This is a genomic window from Bradyrhizobium sp. ORS 375 (assembly GCF_000239775.1).
Classification (GTDB): domain Bacteria; phylum Pseudomonadota; class Alphaproteobacteria; order Rhizobiales; family Xanthobacteraceae; genus Bradyrhizobium.
On sequence record NZ_CAFI01000375.1, the window covers coordinates 1 to 17,861 of the forward strand.

17 protein-coding genes are annotated in these 17,861 nt (G+C 65.6%); 5 read left to right on the top strand and 12 right to left on the bottom strand.

Annotated features, from left to right (window positions below; genetic code table 11):
* Positions 1-329: 329 nt before the first annotated feature.
* Both pobA and BRAO375_RS25980 read right to left on the bottom strand, forming a co-directional pair.
* Complete coding sequence (gene pobA / locus BRAO375_RS25975) at positions 330-1,502, bottom strand: 4-hydroxybenzoate 3-monooxygenase (protein ID WP_009030415.1); 1,173 nt, start codon at positions 1,500-1,502, stop codon at positions 330-332.
* Between the two features lie 162 nt (positions 1,503-1,664).
* A complete protein-coding gene (locus BRAO375_RS25980; protein ID WP_009030416.1) occupies positions 1,665-2,576 on the bottom strand; it encodes a helix-turn-helix domain-containing protein in 912 nt (303 codons plus the stop codon).
* 135 nt (positions 2,577-2,711) lie between these two features.
* On the opposite strand from BRAO375_RS25980, the gene BRAO375_RS25985 reads away from it, so the two are divergent.
* Positions 2,712-3,875 carry a cytochrome P450 gene (locus BRAO375_RS25985; RefSeq protein ID WP_009030417.1) on the top strand — a complete coding sequence of 388 codons (1,164 nt, stop codon included), beginning with the start codon at positions 2,712-2,714 and terminating at the stop codon, positions 3,873-3,875.
* Between the two features lie 152 nt (positions 3,876-4,027).
* On the opposite strand, the gene BRAO375_RS25990 is transcribed toward BRAO375_RS25985, so the two are convergent.
* Positions 4,028-5,146, bottom strand: a complete 1,119-nt coding sequence (locus BRAO375_RS25990) for an NADH:flavin oxidoreductase (RefSeq protein ID WP_009030418.1) — start codon at positions 5,144-5,146, stop codon at positions 4,028-4,030.
* Between the two features lie 178 nt (positions 5,147-5,324).
* Here BRAO375_RS25990 and BRAO375_RS25995 point away from each other — a divergent pair, with 178 nt between their 5' ends.
* Entirely contained in the window at positions 5,325-5,648 is a 324-nt protein-coding gene (locus tag BRAO375_RS25995) for a winged helix-turn-helix transcriptional regulator (RefSeq protein WP_009030419.1), read from the top strand.
* An 11-nt stretch (positions 5,649-5,659) separates the two neighbouring features.
* On the opposite strand, the gene BRAO375_RS26000 is transcribed toward BRAO375_RS25995, so the two are convergent.
* Positions 5,660-7,144 (bottom strand): AMP nucleosidase, encoded by a 1,485-nt coding sequence (locus BRAO375_RS26000; protein ID WP_009030420.1) that lies wholly within the window; start codon positions 7,142-7,144, stop codon positions 5,660-5,662.
* A gap of 258 nt (positions 7,145-7,402) precedes the next feature.
* On the opposite strand from BRAO375_RS26000, the gene BRAO375_RS26005 reads away from it, so the two are divergent.
* Genes BRAO375_RS26005 through BRAO375_RS26015 form a run of 3 tightly spaced genes read left to right on the top strand, consistent with a single transcriptional unit; the run spans position 7,403 to position 10,298 of the window.
* Positions 7,403-8,245: a shikimate dehydrogenase gene (locus BRAO375_RS26005; protein WP_009030421.1), complete on the top strand. Its 843-nt coding sequence runs from the start codon at positions 7,403-7,405 to the stop codon at positions 8,243-8,245.
* Positions 8,246-8,267: 22 nt separating this feature from the next.
* A complete protein-coding gene (locus tag BRAO375_RS26010; RefSeq protein ID WP_009030422.1) occupies positions 8,268-9,119 on the top strand; it encodes an amidohydrolase family protein in 852 nt (283 codons plus the stop codon).
* Between the two features lie 24 nt (positions 9,120-9,143).
* The gene (locus tag BRAO375_RS26015) at positions 9,144-10,298 is read left to right on the top strand and encodes an ABC transporter substrate-binding protein (RefSeq protein ID WP_009030423.1); all 1,155 of its coding nucleotides are present in this window, start codon (positions 9,144-9,146) and stop codon (positions 10,296-10,298) included.
* 57 nt (positions 10,299-10,355) lie between these two features.
* Here the strand turns inward: BRAO375_RS26015 and BRAO375_RS26020 are convergent, their stop codons facing one another.
* The 8 genes from BRAO375_RS26020 to BRAO375_RS26055 are packed head-to-tail and all read right to left on the bottom strand — an operon-like array spanning position 10,356 to position 17,607.
* On the bottom strand, positions 10,356-11,327 hold the full coding sequence (locus BRAO375_RS26020) for a Gfo/Idh/MocA family oxidoreductase (RefSeq protein ID WP_009030424.1): 972 nt from the start codon (positions 11,325-11,327) through the stop codon (positions 10,356-10,358).
* Positions 11,328-12,191 carry a class III extradiol dioxygenase subunit beta gene (locus BRAO375_RS26025; protein WP_009030425.1) on the bottom strand — a complete coding sequence of 288 codons (864 nt, stop codon included), beginning with the start codon at positions 12,189-12,191 and terminating at the stop codon, positions 11,328-11,330.
* Positions 12,192-12,581 carry a protocatechuate 4,5-dioxygenase subunit alpha gene (gene ligA, locus BRAO375_RS26030; RefSeq protein ID WP_009030426.1) on the bottom strand — a complete coding sequence of 130 codons (390 nt, stop codon included), beginning with the start codon at positions 12,579-12,581 and terminating at the stop codon, positions 12,192-12,194.
* A 13-nt stretch (positions 12,582-12,594) separates the two neighbouring features.
* Positions 12,595-13,509 (bottom strand): amidohydrolase family protein, encoded by a 915-nt coding sequence (locus tag BRAO375_RS26035; protein ID WP_009030427.1) that lies wholly within the window; start codon positions 13,507-13,509, stop codon positions 12,595-12,597.
* A gap of 8 nt (positions 13,510-13,517) precedes the next feature.
* Entirely contained in the window at positions 13,518-14,441 is a 924-nt protein-coding gene (locus tag BRAO375_RS26040) for an NAD(P)-dependent oxidoreductase (protein ID WP_009030428.1), read from the bottom strand.
* A gap of 6 nt (positions 14,442-14,447) precedes the next feature.
* Entirely contained in the window at positions 14,448-15,143 is a 696-nt protein-coding gene (gene ligK / locus BRAO375_RS26045; protein WP_175345367.1) for a 4-carboxy-4-hydroxy-2-oxoadipate aldolase/oxaloacetate decarboxylase, read from the bottom strand.
* 13 nt (positions 15,144-15,156) lie between these two features.
* Positions 15,157-16,182 carry an amidohydrolase family protein gene (locus BRAO375_RS26050; RefSeq protein WP_009030431.1) on the bottom strand — a complete coding sequence of 342 codons (1,026 nt, stop codon included), beginning with the start codon at positions 16,180-16,182 and terminating at the stop codon, positions 15,157-15,159.
* Between the two features lie 48 nt (positions 16,183-16,230).
* A complete protein-coding gene (locus BRAO375_RS26055) occupies positions 16,231-17,607 on the bottom strand; it encodes an MFS transporter (RefSeq protein ID WP_009030432.1) in 1,377 nt (458 codons plus the stop codon).
* Positions 17,608-17,861: the final 254 nt, after the last annotated feature.

Genomic DNA, 17,861 nt, shown 5'->3' on the forward strand with positions numbered 1-17,861 from the left:
ATGTTTGCGAGGGACGGACTGAAGGCAGACCTCGGGCGCGATGCGCCGCGAGATTGCGATGGCATGTCCCTAGTCCACAGCTGTTTGAATCGTGAATCGCCCCCCGCCCTCCGCCGTCGTCCCGGACAAGCGCGACCCGCGAAGCGCGTTGCGGCGCCGATCCGGGACCCATACGCCGCGGCGGTCATAATGAGCACAAAAGCCAATTGCCAGCGTGCCCCAAACCGCTCCCTGGGGTTATGGGTCCCGGCTCAAGGCCGGGACGACAGGAGAGTGTGCTGAGGCGCTCGTACCCTCGAAGTTCGCCGGCACGGCACCGCCTGACTCATTTAGAACGGCAGCCCGACATAGTTCTCCGCCAGCGACCGCTGCGCGGCCTCGGACGAGAACAGATACTCGAACTCCGTGTCCTGCAGCTTGTCCTCATACGGCAGACGATCGGGGAAACGATGCAGCAGGGTCGTCATCCACCAGGAGAAGCGCTGCGCCTTCCAGATGCGCGCCAGCGCCCGCTGCGAGTAGCCGTCGATGCCGGTGTCGTCGCCCTTTTTGTAGTGATCGAGCAGCGCATGATAGAGGTAGTAGATGTCGGACGCCGCCGAGTTCAGTCCGCGCGCGCCGGTCGGCGGCACGATATGGGCGGCGTCGCCGGCGAGGAACAGCCGGCCATAGCGCATCGGCTCGCAGACGAAGCTGCGCAGCGGCGCGATGCTCTTCTCGATCGACGGCCCCGTGATCAGCTTGGCGGAGATCTCTGCGGGCAAGCGCAGCTTCAGCTCCTCCCAGAACGCGTCGTCGCTCCAGTCCTCGACCTTGTCGGTCAGCGGCACCTGGACGTAATAGCGGCTCAGCACCTGCGAGCGCAGCGAGCACAGCGCGAAGCCGCGCTCATGCTTGGCGTAGATCAGTTCCGGCGACACCGGCTTGGTGCGCGACAGCACGCCGAGCCAGCCGAACGGATAGACCCGCTCATATTCCTTGATCTTGTCCTGCGGGATCGACTTGCGGCTGACGCCATGGAAGCCGTCGGCGCCGATGATGTAGTCGCAATCGACGCGGATCACCTCGTCGCCGCTGCGATAGGTGACGTAAGGCTTGTCGGTGGCAATGTCGTGCGGGGTCACATCCTGCGCATTGTGCACGACCTTGCCGCCGAGCTTGTCCCGCGCCTCGTAGAGATCGCGCGTCAGCTCGGTCTGGCCGTAGACCATCACCGAGTTGCCGCCGGAATATTTGTGCAGGTCGACGCGGTCGAGCTTGCCGTCATGGGCGATGTAGAAACCGTGATGGATCTCGCCCTCGCGGTCCATGCGCTCGCCGCATTGCGCCTCGCGCATCAGCTTGGCGAAGCCATGCTCGAGAACGCCGGCGCGAATGCGCGACAGCACATAGTCCCGGCTGGATTTCTCCAGGATGATCGTATCGATGCCCTGCAGGTGCAGGAGCTGCGACAGCATGAGGCCCGACGGGCCGCCGCCGATGATGCAGACTTGGACTTTCATGGGCCTCTTCTCCCGGATTCGCGACGACAGGTTTGTTGGGTTTGCTTGTCAGTCGCGGATTTTACCAAGGAACGAGCGGCTTCACTTGGATGGACGCTGCATTCTCTTGCACTTTTCCGACATCGAGATGGAACAGCGCGCCGGTACCCTGCTCCCGCCGGATCAGCCGCGGGCGTCGTCGGCCACGCCTATCGCGCGACGGTAGTCGCGCGGGCTGGCGCCGGTGTGGCGCTTGAAGAAGCGGCAGAAATAGGCCGGATCCTTGAAGCCCAGCTCGAAGGCCAGCTTCGACACCGGCGCTGCAATATAAGTCAGCCGGCGGCAGGCCTCGCGGGCCAGCCGCGCATGCACGATATCGAGCGCAGACTGTCCGGTCTCCGCCCGCGTCAGCCGGTTCAGCCGCTCCGGCGTCATGCCGAGCTCATCGGCGTAGCGCGCCACCGACCAGTGGTCGCGGTGATGCGCCTCGACCAGCACGATGAAGCGGGTGAACAGATCCGCATGCCCGCTGCCGCGCCGCGCGCCCTGCGACAGCCGCGCGCTCTGCTGCGCCAGCCGCCACACGATCGAGCGCCCGAGCCAATGCGGCACCGGCGACGCGGCCGAGTCGGCGGCGGCGAACTCATCGGCAAGGTCGACGAACAGCGCGGCGATGCGGCCCGTCGCCACCGCCTGCGGCTCCAGATGCAGGATTTGCGGCGCTGCAAACAGATCGCGCAGCGCCTCCCCGGTCGCCGGCACATCGCCCTCGACCACGGCACGCGGATTGAAGGTGAGCACGAAGCCATCGGTCTCGCGCGAGAAACGGAAGGCATGGACGACACCGGGCGGGATGATGATCGCCACCGGGCCGGTGCAGCGCTCGCGGCGTTCGTCCAAGGCGATCTCGGCAGGACCGGAGGCAACCCAGAGGATCTGGTGCAGGCCCTGATGCGTGTGCGCCTCGATCTCCCAGCGATACAGCTTGCTGCGCACCTGGATCGGCTCGACATGCAGCATGTCCGGCTGCGCCGCGGAGGCCTCGCCATACAGCGCGAAGGCGGGAATCGAGGGCTTGGTGCGAAAGCGTGGCATGCGCGGCAGCTAAGCCGGAATGTCGGAAAAGTACAAGTCTTGACCGGCGTTCGTGTCTCACGCCGCGGCCACGGCTCGGTTACATCAGTGAAAAGAACAACAACGACCACACTCAATGGAGAGGAGGCCCGACAGATGTTCACGTTCGACCCGTATTCGCCGGCGGTCGATGCCGACCCGTTCCCGTTCTACAAGACGCTGCGCGACGAGCATCCCTGCTTCTGGAGCCCGCAAGCCCAGGTCTGGATCCTGTCGCGCTACGCCGACGTCGCGGCGGCCGGCACCAACTGGCAGACCTATTCCTCGGCCAAGGGCAACCTGATGACCGAGCTGCCGAACCGCGCCGGCGCGACGCTCGGCACCACCGATCCGCCGCGCCATGACCGGCTGCGCGGCCTCGTCCAGCACGCCTTCATGAAGCGCAATTTGGAGAGCCTGTCCGGCCCGATTCGCGACATCGCGCGCGCCAGCGCCGAGGCGCTGCGCGGCCAGGATCGCTTCGACTTCATCGAGGCGTTCTCCTCGAAATTCACCGTGCGCGTGCTGTTCGCCGCGCTCGGCCTGCCGCTCGGCGACGAGCAGACGGTGCGCGACAAGGCCGTGCTGATGGTACAGAGCGATCCGGTGAGCCGCGCCAAGGGCCCGCAGCACATCGCCGCCTACAACTGGATGCAGGACTATGCGGCGGGCGTCATCGCCGAGCGCCGCGCGCGTCCGCAGAACGATCTGATCTCGCATTTCAGCATGGCCGAGATCGACGGCGACAGGCTCGACGAGCGCGAGGTGCTGCTGACGACCACGACCCTGATCATGGCCGGCATCGAGTCGCTCGGCGGCTTCATGAGCATGCTCGCCTACAACCTCGCCGACCACCCCGACGCCCGTCGCGCCGTGGTCGCCAATCCCGATCTGCTGGCGGATGCGGTGGAAGAGTCGCTGCGCTTCAACACCTCGGCCCAGCGCTTCCGCCGCTGCCTGCAGAAGGATCTGACGCTGCATGGCCAGACCATGCGCGAAGGCGACTTCGTCTGCCTCGCCTACGGCTCCGCCAACCGCGACGAGCGGCAGTTTCCCGATCCCGATGTCTACGACATCACCCGCAAGCCGCGCGGCCATCTCGGCTTCGGTGGCGGCGTCCACGCCTGTTTGGGCTCAGCGATCGCGAGGATGGCGATCAAGATCGCCTTCGACGAGCTGCACAAGGTCGTCCCCGAGTATCGCCGCACCCAGGAGCAACTGCCCTGGATGCCGTCCTCGACGTTCCGCAGCCCGCTGTATCTGGAGCTGACGGTGAACTAGTTAGTTGCAAGAAACAGATGAGAGCCCAAGCTCGCACCCCGCTGACGGTGCGCTCCCTCTCCCCGTTCTTACGGGGAGAGGGTTGGGGTGAGGGGCAGCCACACGCACCGAACGCGCGGAGAGCCCCCCTCACCAGAGCGAGCCGCGAGAGCTCACACCAGCGCGCCGAGATCCGCCGCGTTGAAGCCCTTGAGCCCGGCCTTGTCGCCGGCCTTGATCTTGGCGACCCAATCGGGATCGCTGATCAGCGCGCGGCCGACGGCGATGAGGTCGAACTCGTCCTTCGCCATCCGCTCGAGCAGCGCATCGAGATCGGCCGAGCTCGACGGCTTGCCGGCGAAGGCCGAGAAGAATTCGTCGGACAGACCGACCGAGCCGACGCTGATGGTCGCCGCCCCCGTGATCTTCTTCGCCCAGCCGGCGAAGTTGAGCCCCTTTTCGCCGTCGATCTCCGGAAACTCCGGCTCCCAGAAACGGCGCTGCGAGCAGTGCAGGATGTCGACGCCGGCGTCGACCAGCGGCTGCAGCCAGTCGCCCATCAGCGCGGGCGTCTCGGCGAGGCGCGTCGCGTAGTCCTGCTGCTTCCACTGGCTGACGCGCAGGATGATCGGGAAATCAGGACCGACCGCCTTGCGGATCGCAGCGATGATCTCGCCGGCAAAGCGCGAGCGCTCCTTGATGGTCGGACCGCCATAGCGATCCTCGCGCTTGTTGGTGCCCGACCAGAAGAACTCATCGACCAGATAACCATGCGCACCATGGACCTCGACCGTGTCGAAGCCGGTGCGCTTGGCATCGGCCGCGGCCTGCGCGAACGCCGCGACGGTGTCGGCGATGTCGGTTTCGGTCATTGTGTTGCCGCGCGGCTTGCCCGGCGCGACCAGGCCCGACGGGCTCTCGACGGGCGCGTCCGGCTCCCAGCGGCTCATGCCCTTGGTCGAGCCGGTGTGCCAGATCTGCGGCGCGATGCGGCCGCCGGCGGCGTGCACGGCGCTCGCCACCTTCTGCCAGCCGGCGAGCGCGGCCTCGCCATGAAAGAACGGGATCTGAGGTTCGTTGCGCGAGGCCGGGCGGTTGATGACCGTGCCCTCGGTGAGGATCAGCCCCACGCCGCCTTCGGCGCGGCGGCGGTAATAGGCGGCGTTGGCCTCGCCGGGAATGCCGTTCGGCGCGGCGTTGCGCGTCATCGGCGCCATGACGATGCGATTCTTCAGCTCCAGCGACTTCAGGCGAAACGGACGAAACAGCACGCTGGTATCGAGATCGGACATTCGAGAGGCTCCATTGCGTTCGGAACCGCTCCAGTATACTTCGGAAACCTGAAGTCAATGGGGCACCCGAAATCGCTCAGGTATATCAGAGGAAACCACTGCCTTGACGGATACGTCGACGCCGACCGCCCTGCTCCGCTGCAAGCCGCAGCACTTCTCGTCGGAATGCCCGAGCCGGGTGCTGATCGACCAGATCGCCGACAAATGGTCGATGATGGTGCTGGCGGTGCTCGATGGCGGCCCGCTGCGTTTCAACGCGATCAAGAAGCAGCTCGAGGGCGTCACGCAGAAGGCGCTGACGCAGTGCCTGCGCCGGCTCGAGCGCAACGGCCTCGTCGCGCGCGAGGTGATCGCGGACTCGCCGGTGGCGGTCCAGTACGAGATCACGCCGCTCGGCCGCACCTTGCAGCCGCCGTTCCGCGCGCTCTACGCCTGGACCATCGCCAAGATGCCCGAGGTCGAGCAGGCGCGTCAGGCCTTCGATCAGCGCCGGGCGCGCTGATCTCAAGGACGCTACTGAAACGCGACCTCGGCGAAGCTGCGCAGCTTGCGCGAATGCAGCCGCTCCGACTCCTGTTGCTTCAACAGCTCCAGCGCCTTCAGCCCGATCTGGAGATGCTGGCCGACGCGCTGACGGTAGAAGTCGCTGGCCATGCCGGCGAGCTTGATCTCGCCATGCAGCGGCTTGTCGGAGACGCAGAGCAAGGTGCCGTAGGGCACCCGGAAGCGATAGCCGTTCGCGGCGATCGCAGCCGACTCCATGTCGAGCGCAACCGCGCGCGATTGCGACAGACGCCGGATCACGGCGGGGCCCGAGATCTCCCAGTTGCGATTATCGACGCTCGCGACTGTGCCGGTGCGCATCACCCGCTTCAGCTCGAAGCCGGAATAGCCGGTCACGGCCTCGACGGCTTCCTCGAGGGCGACCTGCACCTCGGCCAGCGCCGGGATCGGCACCCACGGCGGCAGCTCCTGGTCGAGCACGTGGTCCTCGCGGACATAGCCGTGGGCGAGCACGTAGTCGCCGAGCCGCTGGGTGTTGCGCAGTCCCGCGCAATGGCCGACCATCAGCCAGGCGTGCGGCCGCAGCACCGCGATGTGATCGGTGACGTTGCGCGCGTTCGACGGGCCGGTGCCGATGTTGATCAGGGTGATGCCCTGGTGCCTGGGCTCGACGAGATGCAGCGCGGGCATCTGCGGCGTGCGCGCCGGCGATGTACCGGTCGTACCGCCGCCGAGGCGGACATTGCGCGTGATGACGTTGCCCGGCTCGACGAACGCCTCGGGTCCGGCCTGCCCGGATGCCAGTTGCTGTCGGCCCCAATCGGCGAAGGCGTCGACATAGAACTGGTAGTTGGTGAAAATCACGAAGTTCTGGAAGTGGTCCGGGTCGGTGCCCGTATAGTGGTAGAGCCGGCGCAGCGAGTAGTCGACGCGCGCGGCGCGAAACAGCGACAGCGGCTCGGGCATGCCCGGCTTCAGCTCCAGCGTGCCGTCCGCGATGGCATCGTCCATGGTCGCGAGATCAGGCGCGTCGAACACGTCGCGCAGCGAGCGCGTCACCAGCGGGCTCTCGTGATGAGGCAGCGCCGTCTCGATGTTGATGTCGCGGCGGTAGGCGAAATGCACCGGGATCGGCTCGGCGGACTCACCGATCTCAACGGGAACGCCGTGGTTCTCGACGAGCAGCCGGATCTGCTCGGTGAGATAGGAGCGAAAAAGATCGGGCCGCGTAATGCTGGTCTCGTGCACGCCGGGTCCCGCGACGAAGCCGTAGGCGAGGCGCGAGTCGAGCCGGGCGTGGCTCGCCGTGGTGAGGCGCACGAACGGATAGGTCGCGCGGACGCGGCTCGCCGGCACCACGCCGTTGGCGTAGGCCTCGAAGTGACCGCGCAGGAACGCGGTATTGCGCTCATAGATCTCCTCGAGCCGGGCCACCGCGTCGGCGGCATCGGTGAAGCTTTCGGTCGCGATGGAGAGCGGAGACTGAATGGTCAATGGAGATCCCCCGTAGCCGGTCGGACGCGGCCTGGAGCCTCAGCGCGACCGTGGTTCGCGATCATAGAAACCAGCCGCCGCTTTGCCCAGAGGCAGGGTATCGCGGTGCTGCATCCAGTTCAGACCACGAAACGATGCGTGCATTGCGATGGACACTGTGACGGAATGTTTCAATTGCCTGGCTGGATCATTGACCATAAGACGATTTCATCATCGGCCGAAACAGGTCGACCTCGAACCGGGAGGTTACGGCGCAGCATGTCGCAAGCGAACGGATTTGGACTGGCTGGCGTCATCGGTATGCCCGTCGCGCACTCCCGCTCTCCCACGATCCACAATTTCTGGCTCAATGCACACGGGCTGCGCGGCGCCTATGTCCCGCTGGCGGTCCAGCCGGAGCGGCTCAAGGACGCGCTCGCCGGGCTGGTCGCGCTCGGCTTTCGCGGCTGCAACGTCACAATGCCGCACAAGCAGACGGCCATGCCGCTGCTCGCCCGCGTCAACGACACCGCGCGCCGCATCGGGGCCGTAAACACCATCGTCGTCGAGGAGGATGGCACGTTGAGCGGCTTCAACAATGACGGCAACGGCTTCGTGCAGAGCTTGCGCGACGCCAAGCCGGGCTGGCGTGCCGATGAAGGTCCGATCCTGCTACTTGGCGCCGGTGGCGCGGCGCGCGCGGTCGTCGTGGCGCTGCTGGAGAACGGCGCCCGCGACATCCGCATCAGCAACCGGACTGCCGAGAAGGCGCAAGCCATGGCCACGGAGTTCGGATCGGCAATCCGCACGGTCGCCTGGGACGATCGCTCGGCCGCTGTCGCCGACGTCGCACTGCTGATCAACAGCACCGATCGCGGCATGATCGGCAAGCCGGCGCTGGAGATCGATCTGGCGAAGCTCTCGGCGAAGACGCTCGTGGCCGACCTGATCTATACGCCGCTGGAAACACCGTTCCTGGCCGACGCGCGGACCCGTGGCTGCACAACGGTCAACGGGCTCGGCCTGCTGCTCAATCAGGCGCGGCTCGCGTTCCAGGCCTGGTTCGGCGTGCTGCCGAACGTGACACCGGAACTGATCAAGGCCATTCAGGCGACGTTCTGACCATCCGACAAAGCGCGCAATGATGATACTGCCCACGGGCCCCAGGATCGACTGCCACATCCACGCGATCGATCCCGCGCGTTTTCCCTATGCGTCCGACACGCCGTACCGGCCGACAGGCCAGGAGGTCGCTCCCGCCGCACATCTCATCCGCGTGCTGGACCTGTTCGACGTCAGGCATGCACTGATCGTCGCGACGAACTCGGGCTACGGCTCAGATAGCCGCATCCTGCTCGATACGCTCAGGCTCGGGAACGGACGGTTCAAGGGCGTCGCGGTCGTCGAGAAGGACGTCGATATTAACGAACTGGAACGCCTCAAGGAGGCCGGCGTCATCGGCATCGCTTTCAACCTGCCGTTTCACGGCAACGACTACTACCGCGACGCTGCGCCGCTGCTGGAGAAGCTTGCCGAGCTGGACCTGTTCCTGCAGATCCAGGTCGAACATGATCAACTGCTAGACCTGTTGCCGTTGATCGCACGATCCAGGGTCCACCTGGTGTTCGACCATTGCGGCCGGCCGGTCGTCGAGCATGGCCTGCAGCGCCCCTCGTTCCAGGCGCTGCTCGCGCTCGGTCGCGAGCGCGACGCCGTCGTCAAGCTCTCGGGCTACTACAAGTTCGCCCGGCAGCCATGGCCCTACGCGGATGCGTGGCCGTTCATTGCCGCGCTGGTCGACGCCTTTACGCTCGACCGCTGCGTCTGGGGCTCCGACTGGCCGTTCCTGCGCGCGCCCGAGCGTCTGGATTACGGACCGCTGCTGGCAGGCATTGCCGAGATTTTTCCGGATCCCGACGATCAGCATCGCCTGCTGTGGCGAACGCCACGACGGCTGCTCGGATTTGAAGACGCGACGCCGGGGTCAACGACATAACAAAGAAGCAAGCGGGAGGACGTCATGAGGCATCTGAGGTTTCTGAGCGGGGCGGCACTGGCCGCATCGCTATGGGCAGGCGCGGCGCACGCTGAGACCACCGTCTACATTCCGGACGTCGTCGAGCTCTCCGGTCCTGGAGCCGTGTCGGGCACCAACTGGCGCGACGGCGTCGCGATGGCCGTCGACGAGATCAACGCCGCCGGGGGCATTCTCGGCCGCAAGATCGCGACAGAGCATTTGGACACCCAGAGCAATCCGGGCGTGTCGCGCGCCCAGGTGCAGAAGGTGCTCGACCGCGAGCCCTACGTCGTGCTGGGTCCGATCTACTCCGGCTCGGTGAAGGTCAACATGGCGCTGACCCAGCAGGCCGAGGTGCCGCAGATCGTCGGCGCCGAGGCCGCCGATATCACCACGCAGGGCAATCCCTGGATCTTCCGCACCGCCTTCGGCCAGCAGTTCAGCATGCCGAAGATCGCCAACTATCTGCACGACCAGCTCAAGGTGAAGTCGGTCGCGGTCGTCTGGGTGAACAACGATTTCGGCAAGGGCGGCCGCGACAGCTTCGTCAAGGAGATGAAGGCGCGCGGCATCGAGATCGCGTCCGACCTGTCCACCGAACAGGGTCAGGTCGATTTCGGCTCCGACGTCATCAAGCTGAAGAACGTCAAGACCGACGCCGTCTTCGTCTACACCAACGAGGAGGAAAGCGCGCGCTTCCTGATCGAGGCCAAACGCCAGGGATTGTCGGTGCCGCTGTTCGGCGAGACCACGCTGCTCAGCCAGAAGGTCGTCGAGCTCGCGGGCCCTGCCGCCAACGGCGTGCGCGGCCATGTCGGCCTCAGCGCGGATGCGCCCGTTCCGGCCATCCAGGCGTTCGCGAAGAAGTTCAGCGACCGCTACCGCTACTGGCCGGACCACAACGGCATCAAGGGCTATACCGCGGTCTATCTCGTCAAATACGTGACCGAGATGATCGGCAAGTTCGATGGCCACGCCTTCGGCGCGACCATGAAGGGCCTGACGCTGACCCCGGACAAGGCGCCGGGCATGCTGATGGAGGCGAGTTGGGACCAGAACGGCGACATCGACCGCGAGAGCTTCCTGGCCGAGATCGTCGACGGCAAGCAAAAGATCGTGGCGACCTTGCCGCGGCTGAAGCTGTCGAAGGCGCCGTAGAGCGACGCCTCACCACGAACCCTCCCCGCGCGCGACACGCGCGAGGAGGGAAAGGTTTCAGCCCTTGGCGAGCTGCTCGTCGAGGTCGTGCAGCACCTGGTAGCAGGGCAGCACCTGGGCGACGCTCGCGTTCGGCTCGCGGCCCTCACGAATCGCGGCGAAGAACTCCCGGTCCTGCAGCTCGATGCCGTTCATGGAGACATCGACCTTGGAGACGTCGATCTTCTCTTCCTTGCCGTTCACCAGATCGTCGTAGCGGGCAATGTAGGTGCCGGTGTCGCCGATGTAGCGGAAGAAGGTGCCGAGCGGGCCGTCATTGTTGAACGACAGCGACAAGGTGCAGATCGCGCCGTTGGCGGCCTTGAGCTGGATCGACATGTCCATCGCGATGCCGAGGGTCGGGTGAATCGGTCCCTGGATCGCATTGGCCTTCACGATCGGCGAGCCCGCCTGATAGGCGAACAGGTCGACGGTGTGGGCGGCGTGGTGCCACAGCAGGTGATCGGTCCAGCTGCGCGGCTGGCCCAGCGCATTCATGTTGGTGCGGCGGAAGAAGTAGGTCTGCACGTCCATCTGCTGGATGTGGAACTCGCCGGCCTTGATCTTCTTGTGCACGAACTGATGGCTGGGATTGAAGCGCCTGGTATGGCCGCACATCGCGACCAGCTTGGTCTCCTTCTGCAGCTCGACGACCTGCTGCGCGTCCTTCAGCGAGTCCGCCAGCGGAATCTCGACCTGGACGTGCTTACCGGCCTTGAGGCAGTCGATCGCCTGTGCGGCGTGCATCTGCGTCGGGGTGCAGAGAATGACGGCGTCAACTTCGGGCAGCTTGAGGCTGTCGGCAAGCTCGGTCGAGACGTGCTTGATGCCGTATTTGTCGGCGACTTCCTTGGTCTGGTCGAAGCGGCGGCCGACCAGCGACACCACTTCGACGCCATCGATGTTCTTGATGCCGTCGAGATGCTTGATGCCGAAGGCGCCGGCGCCGGCGAGCGCGACCTTGATGGTCTTAGAGCCGTCTTTGGCCATTTAATTGTTCTCCAGGATCAGATGGCCGACGGCGGTGTTGCTCGCCGGCACATGGTAGAAGCGGTGACGCACGGTCGGCGCGTTGCCCTTCTTGGTCTCGTTGACGTCGCTCATGGCGCCGCGGGCGATCAGCCACATCACGAGCTCGATGCCCTCGCTGCCGGCCTCGCGGACGTAGTCGATATGCGGCACCTTCGACAGGCCATCCGGATCGTTGATCAGCTTGTCGAGGAAGGCGTTGTCCCATTCGCGGTTGATCAGGCCGGCGCGCGGCCCCTGCAACTGGTGGCTCATGCCGCCGGTGCCCCAGATCTGCACGTTGAGCGGCTCGTCATAGCTCTCGATCGCCTTGCGGATCGCCTTGCCCAGCATGAAGCAGCGGCGGCCCGACGGCACCGGATATTGCACGACGTTGACGGCGAACGGGATCACCGGGCACGGCCACGCATCGACCTGGCCGAAGATCAGGCTGAGCGGCACGGTCAGGCCGTGATCGACGTCCATCTTGTTGACGATGGTGAGGTCGAAATCGTCCTGGATCACCGACTGCGCGATATGCGCGGCGAGCTTCGGATGTCCGATCACCTTCGGGACGGGCCGCGGACCCCAGCCCTCATCGGCCGGCTGATACTCGGCCGCAGTGCCGATGGCGAACGTGGGAATCATGTCCAGGCTGAAGGCGGTCGCGTGGTCGTTGAAGACCAGAAACACGACATCCGGCTTCTGCTCCTTCTCCCACTGCTTGGCGAAGTCGTAACCGGCGAACACCGGCTTCCAATAATCCTCGCCGGTCTTGCCGAGGTCGAGGGCTGCGCCGATCGCCGGGACGTGCGAGGTGAAAACGCTTGCGGAGATCTTTGCCATTTACTTCTTCTCCCCGGTGTAGCGGTTGCCCTCGGGCGAGCGGCCGCCCTTGATCATCATCTCGCGATACTGGTCTTCGGTCATACCGGTCATGCTGCCGGCCATCTGCTGAAAGCTCTTGCCGTCGGTCGCACCGATCTTGGCGAGAAAGTAGATGTTGCCGCCGAGCGCAATGCAGCGGTTGAGGTCGCGGTCGAGCACGGCCTGCTTCTGCTCCTCGCTCATCGGCCATTCGTCGAGATAGGCGCGCTCATTGGCCTTGAAGCGGGCGCGGTTCTCCGCCTTCATCAAGGACATGCAGAACTGGTTGAGGTGATAGCCCATCCGCGACATGTCGGCGTCGAAGATGGTCGTGCCGGGAACGTCGGTATAGGGTTTGTCGAGCGACATCGCTTGCCTCCTCTTAGGATTCTTCGGGCCAGTACAGCCGCATCGGATTGTCGACGAGGAGCTTGTGCTGCAGCTCCGCGGTGACGGCGATATGGGGAATGAAATCGACCAGCAGGCCATCGTCGGGCATGTGGTCCTTGAGGTTCGGATGCGGCCAGTCGGTGCCCCACAGCACGCGATCCGGGAAGGTCTCGACGATGCGCTTCGCGAACGGCACCACGTCGCGATAGGCGTTCTGCTCGCCGTTCAGCGCCAGCGGTCCCTTGACCGACAGCCGCTCCGGGCAGCTCACCTTGGACCAGACGTTCTGGTGCTCGCGCATGAACTTCACGAACAGCTCGAACTCCGGACCATCGACCGGCTTGGTCACATCGGGCCGGCCCATGTGATCGACGACGACGGTGGTCGGCAGCGAGGTGAAGAAGTCCCACAGCTCCGGCAGATCGACGGCCTCGAAATAGATCACGACATGCCAGCCGAGCTTGTTGATGCGGTTGGCGATCTCGACCAGCTCGTCCTTGGGCGTGAAGTCGACCAGACGCTTGACGAAGTTGAAGCGGACGCCGCGCACGCCGGCATCGTGCATCGCCTGCAACTCGGCGTCAGTGACGCTGCGCTTGACGGTGGCGACGCCGCGGGCCTTGCCGTTGGAATGCACGAGCGCATCGACCATGGCGCGATTGTCGGCGCCGTGGCAGGTCGCCTGCACCACGACATTGCGGGCGAAGCCGAGATGGTCGCGCAACGCGTAGAGCTGCTGCTTGGAGGCGTCGCACGGCGTGTATTTGCGCTCGGGGGCAAAGGGGAATTCGGCGCCGGGGCCGAACACGTGGCAATGCGCATCGACGCTGCCGGCCGGCACCTTGAAGCGCGGCTTCGACGGGCCGTCGTACCAGTCGAGCCATCCCGGGGTCTTCTGGAACTCCATGAGGTTCCCTACTCCTTGGATTTGATCTTATTGAGAATGCGATCGGCCTCGGTGCGCCAGTCGGCGCTGCGCGCGAAGTCTTTCGTGCCGCGGGTGCCAAACAGGCCGCCATCGGCGAGATCGGCGACCCAGGCTTGGCGCTCGGCGGTGCCTTGCGCCGACCATGGCGTCAGCCCGATGTCTCGGACGGTCTCGGCGACCTCCCTCACCTCCTCAGCGCGGCGGCGGCCATGCTCGATCACCCGCTGAAAGAAATAGGCGCCCTGCTTCTCCCAGTCGATCCCAGGAAAGGTCTCCTTCAGCGACGCCAGCACCGCGTCCTCCACGCCATAGGCGCGCGCGGTGGTGAAGCTCTCGATCACCATCGCCTCGAGGCCCTTGATCATGATGCTGCGGCACATCTTGGTCGCCGAGGCCACGCCGAGCGTGTCACTGGCGGCCTTGGCGGCAAAGCCGAGATCATTCAGCAGCGGCGCCAGCTCGCGCGCGCCGGCGCCGCCGAGCAGGAGCGGCACCTTGATGCGATAGGGCGGCACCGAGGTCATGACCGCGCCCTCGACATAGCGCCCACCGGCGCCGTCGATCAGCGCGGCCGCGCGCTGTTTGGCGCCGGGCGAGGCCGAGTTGAAGTCGAGGAACCAGGCGCCCGGCTTGATCGACGCAGCACAGGCTTCCGCCACCGCCACGTCCTGGCTCGCGGTCACCGCAGAGACGATGAAGTCGGCCTGCGCCGCCAGTTCGGCATGCGAGGCCGTGAGCGTCACGCCGATGCTGTCGGCATGGCCACGCATCGCGTCGCCGCGGCTGTCAGCGAGCTTCACATCATAGGCCGAGACACGCACGCCGTCCTTGCGCAAATCCTCGGCGAGGATCTTGCCGACCTCGCCGTAGCCGATCAGCCCGACATGCCATTGGTTCGACGCGGCTGCCATTGCGCCTCAGTCGATGTACTTGAGCCCGGCCTTCGCCAGCGGCTCGCGCATCTTGTACATGTCGAGGCCGAGCACGCCCGATGCCAGCTTCTCGCGCTTGTCGGCCTCGTTGGCCTCGCGCGCGGCAGCCGCATCCGCCGCCTGATGCGCGACGGCGGCCGGAACCACGACGATGCCGTCGACGTCGGCGACGATCACGTCGCCCGGATTGACCGCAGCACCGGCGCAGACGATCGGGATGTTGACCGAGCCGAGCGTCGCCTTGACCGTGCCGCGCGCCGAGATCGCGCGCGAGAACACCGGGAACTGCATCTCGGTGAGATCGGCGACGTCGCGGACGCCGCCGTCGATCACGAGGCCCTGCGCGCCGCGGGCGCGGAAGCTGGTGGCCAGGAGATCACCGAAGAAACCGTCGGTGTTCTCGACCGTGCAGGCGGCGACGACGACGTCGCCGGGCTGGATCTGCTCGGCCGCGACATGCAGCATCCAGTTGTCGCCGGGCTGCAGCAGCACGGTGACGGCGGTGCCGCACATCTTCGCGGTCGGATAGATCGGACGCATGTAGCACTGCATCAGGCCGACGCGGCCCATCGCCTCGTGGATGGTGGCGACGCCGAACTTGGACAGCTTCTCCAGCGCCGCCTTGTCGGCGCGGGTGATCTTCGTCTTGACGATGCCGAGATTGTTCATGGGGGTGCTCATGGCTCGCTCTAGATTACTTGCCCTTGGCCTTCAACGCGGCGTCGAGACGCGGGAACACGCGCCGCGCATTGCCTTCGTAGATCTGGTGGCGCTGCTCGGGCGTCAGCTTGGCGGCCTCGATGTAGCGCTTGGTGTCGTCGTAGTAGAAGCCGGTCTCCGGATCGATGCCGCGGACGGCGCCGATCATCTCCGAGGCAAACAGGATGTTGTCGATCGGGATCACGCCGGTCAAAAGGTCGATGCCCGGCTGGTGATACACGCAGGTGTCGAAGAAGATGTTGTTGAGCAGGTGATCCTTCAACAGCGGCTTCTTCAGCTCCTGGGCGAGCCCGCGGAACCGGCCCCAGTGATACGGCACGGCGCCGCCGCCATGCGGGATCAGGAACTTGAGGGTCGGGAAGTCCTTGAACAGGTCCGAGGTCAGGCACTGCATGAATGCCGTGGTGTCGGCATTGAGATAATGCGCGCCGGTGGTGTGGAAGCAGGCGTTGCAGCTGGTCGAGACGTGGATCATCGCGGGGATGTCGAGCTCGACCATCTTCTCATAGATCGGATACCAGTGCCGGTCCGACAGCGGCGGCGAGGTCCAGTGGCCGCCCGACGGGTCCGGGTTCAGGTTGATGCCGACGAAGCCGTACTCCTTGATGCACTTCTCGAGCTCGGGAATGCACGTTTTCGGGTCGACGCCCGGCGACTGCGGCAGCATGGCGACGCCGATGAAATTGTCCGGGAACAGCTGGCTGACGCGATAGCACAGCTCGTTGCAGATCGCCGCCCAGGTCGAGGACACCTGGAAGTCGCCGATGTGGTGGGCCATGAAGCTCGCGCGCGGCGAGAACACCGTGAGGTCGCTGCCGCGCTCCTTCATCTTCTTGAGCTGGTTGCTCTCGATGCTCTCGCGCAGCTCGTCGTCGCTGATCTTGAGCTCGGAGGCCTTCGGCATGACCGACGGATCCTTGATGCCCGCGATCTGCCGGTTGCGCCACTCTTCCAGCGCCTTTGGAGCCGTCGTGTAATGGCCGTGCACGTCGATGATCACGTCAGTCTCTCCCTCAAGATTCTATCTCGTTTGGACGCCGTGCGCCGCTCAATGCGCCACCACGGGGCTGCCGACATCCTTGCCGCTGGCGCGGCCGCCCGGTCCCACGGCCTGCTTTACCACAAGGGCGAGCGCCGCGATCAAGCCGGGAACTGCGATCACGGTGAAGATCTCGCTGAAGGTCAGGTGCCGCGCGGTCAATTCGGCAACCAGGAAGGAGCCGGCAATACCGCCGAAGCGGCCGATGCCCATCATCCAGGCAACGCCGGTGGCCCGCCCCTGGGTCGGATAGAACGACGCGGCCAGCGCCGGCAGCGACGACTGCGCCGTGTTCATGACCACGCCGGCCGCGAACACGATCACCACCAGGAAGCCCATATTGCCGGCCGCCTGCCCGATCAGGAAGATCGTCACCGCCGTCAGCGCATAGCCGACCGCGACGATGCGGTTGGCGTTGAAGCGGTCCATCAGCACGCCGAAGAACACCGCGCCGACGCCGCCGAGCGGGAACAGCGCCGAGATCAGGGTCGCAGTCTGCGGGTTGAGCCCGACGTCCTTGAACAGGATCGGCATCCAGTTGATGAGCGAATAGAAGATCACCAGCCCCATGAAATAGGTGATCCAAAGCATCAGCGAGCCCACGCGCAGCACCGGCGACAGCACCATGCCGATTCCGGTCGCGTTGACGCGCCGGGTGGTCTCGGCATGCTCCGGCTCCAGCATGACGAACTGGCCGACATCGGCGGCGGCCGCCGAGATCCGGCGCATCACCTTGCGCACGCGCTCGACGCCGGCGCCGCGCGACAGCAGGTAATGGACGGACTCGGGCAGGATCGCAATCAGCAGCACGGTCAGCACCAGCGGCGTGACGCCGCCGAGCACCAGCACGCTGCGCCAGCCCCATTGCGGGATCATCCAGGCGGCGAGGAAGCCGCCGCAGGCCGCGCCCAGCGGGAAGCCGCAGAACATCAGGTTGGTCATGGTCGCGCGCAGACGGCCCGGGCAGTACTCGCTGAGCAGGGTCACGGCGTTCGGCATCGCGGCGCCGAGGCCGATGCCGGTGACGCAGCGAAGCACTGTCAGCTCGGTCAGGTTGGTCGCGAACGCCGAGGCGAGACAGGCGATGCCGAAGATCAGGACAGAACCGACCAGCACCAGCTTGCGGCCGAGACGGTCGGCCACGGGACCGGCGAACAGCGCGCCGGCGGCAAGGCCGAACAGCGCCGCGCTCAGCACCGGCCCGAGCGCCGATTTCTCGATGCCCCACTCCTTCAGCAGCGACGGCGCGATGAAGCCGATCGCGGCGGTGTCGAAGCCGTCGAGCAGCACGATGACGAAGCCGAGCGCGAAGATCAGCCACTGGAAGCCGGAGAACGGATGGTCGTCGAGAAAGGCCTGGACGTCGACGCGGGCGGTCGTGGGCATCGCTTCTGCTTCCTTGGGGTGCTGTTCTGGCTGGTTCGCCGAGGTCCGCAGGGACACATTCCTGGCGAGATCGAGTCCTGCAGCTTCGGCGGCTTGACCGGTTATGTGACCGAGGGCGACCGCCCGCGCCAGCGCCGGGGGGCTTCTATCAGCTATTCCAAATTGGAATATGATTTCGGATGAGCCATGCTGATTTTAGAATGGGTCTGGACAGCTCCGCTGTTGGCTTTTGCCCGGCTGGACGCCGCGGGCTC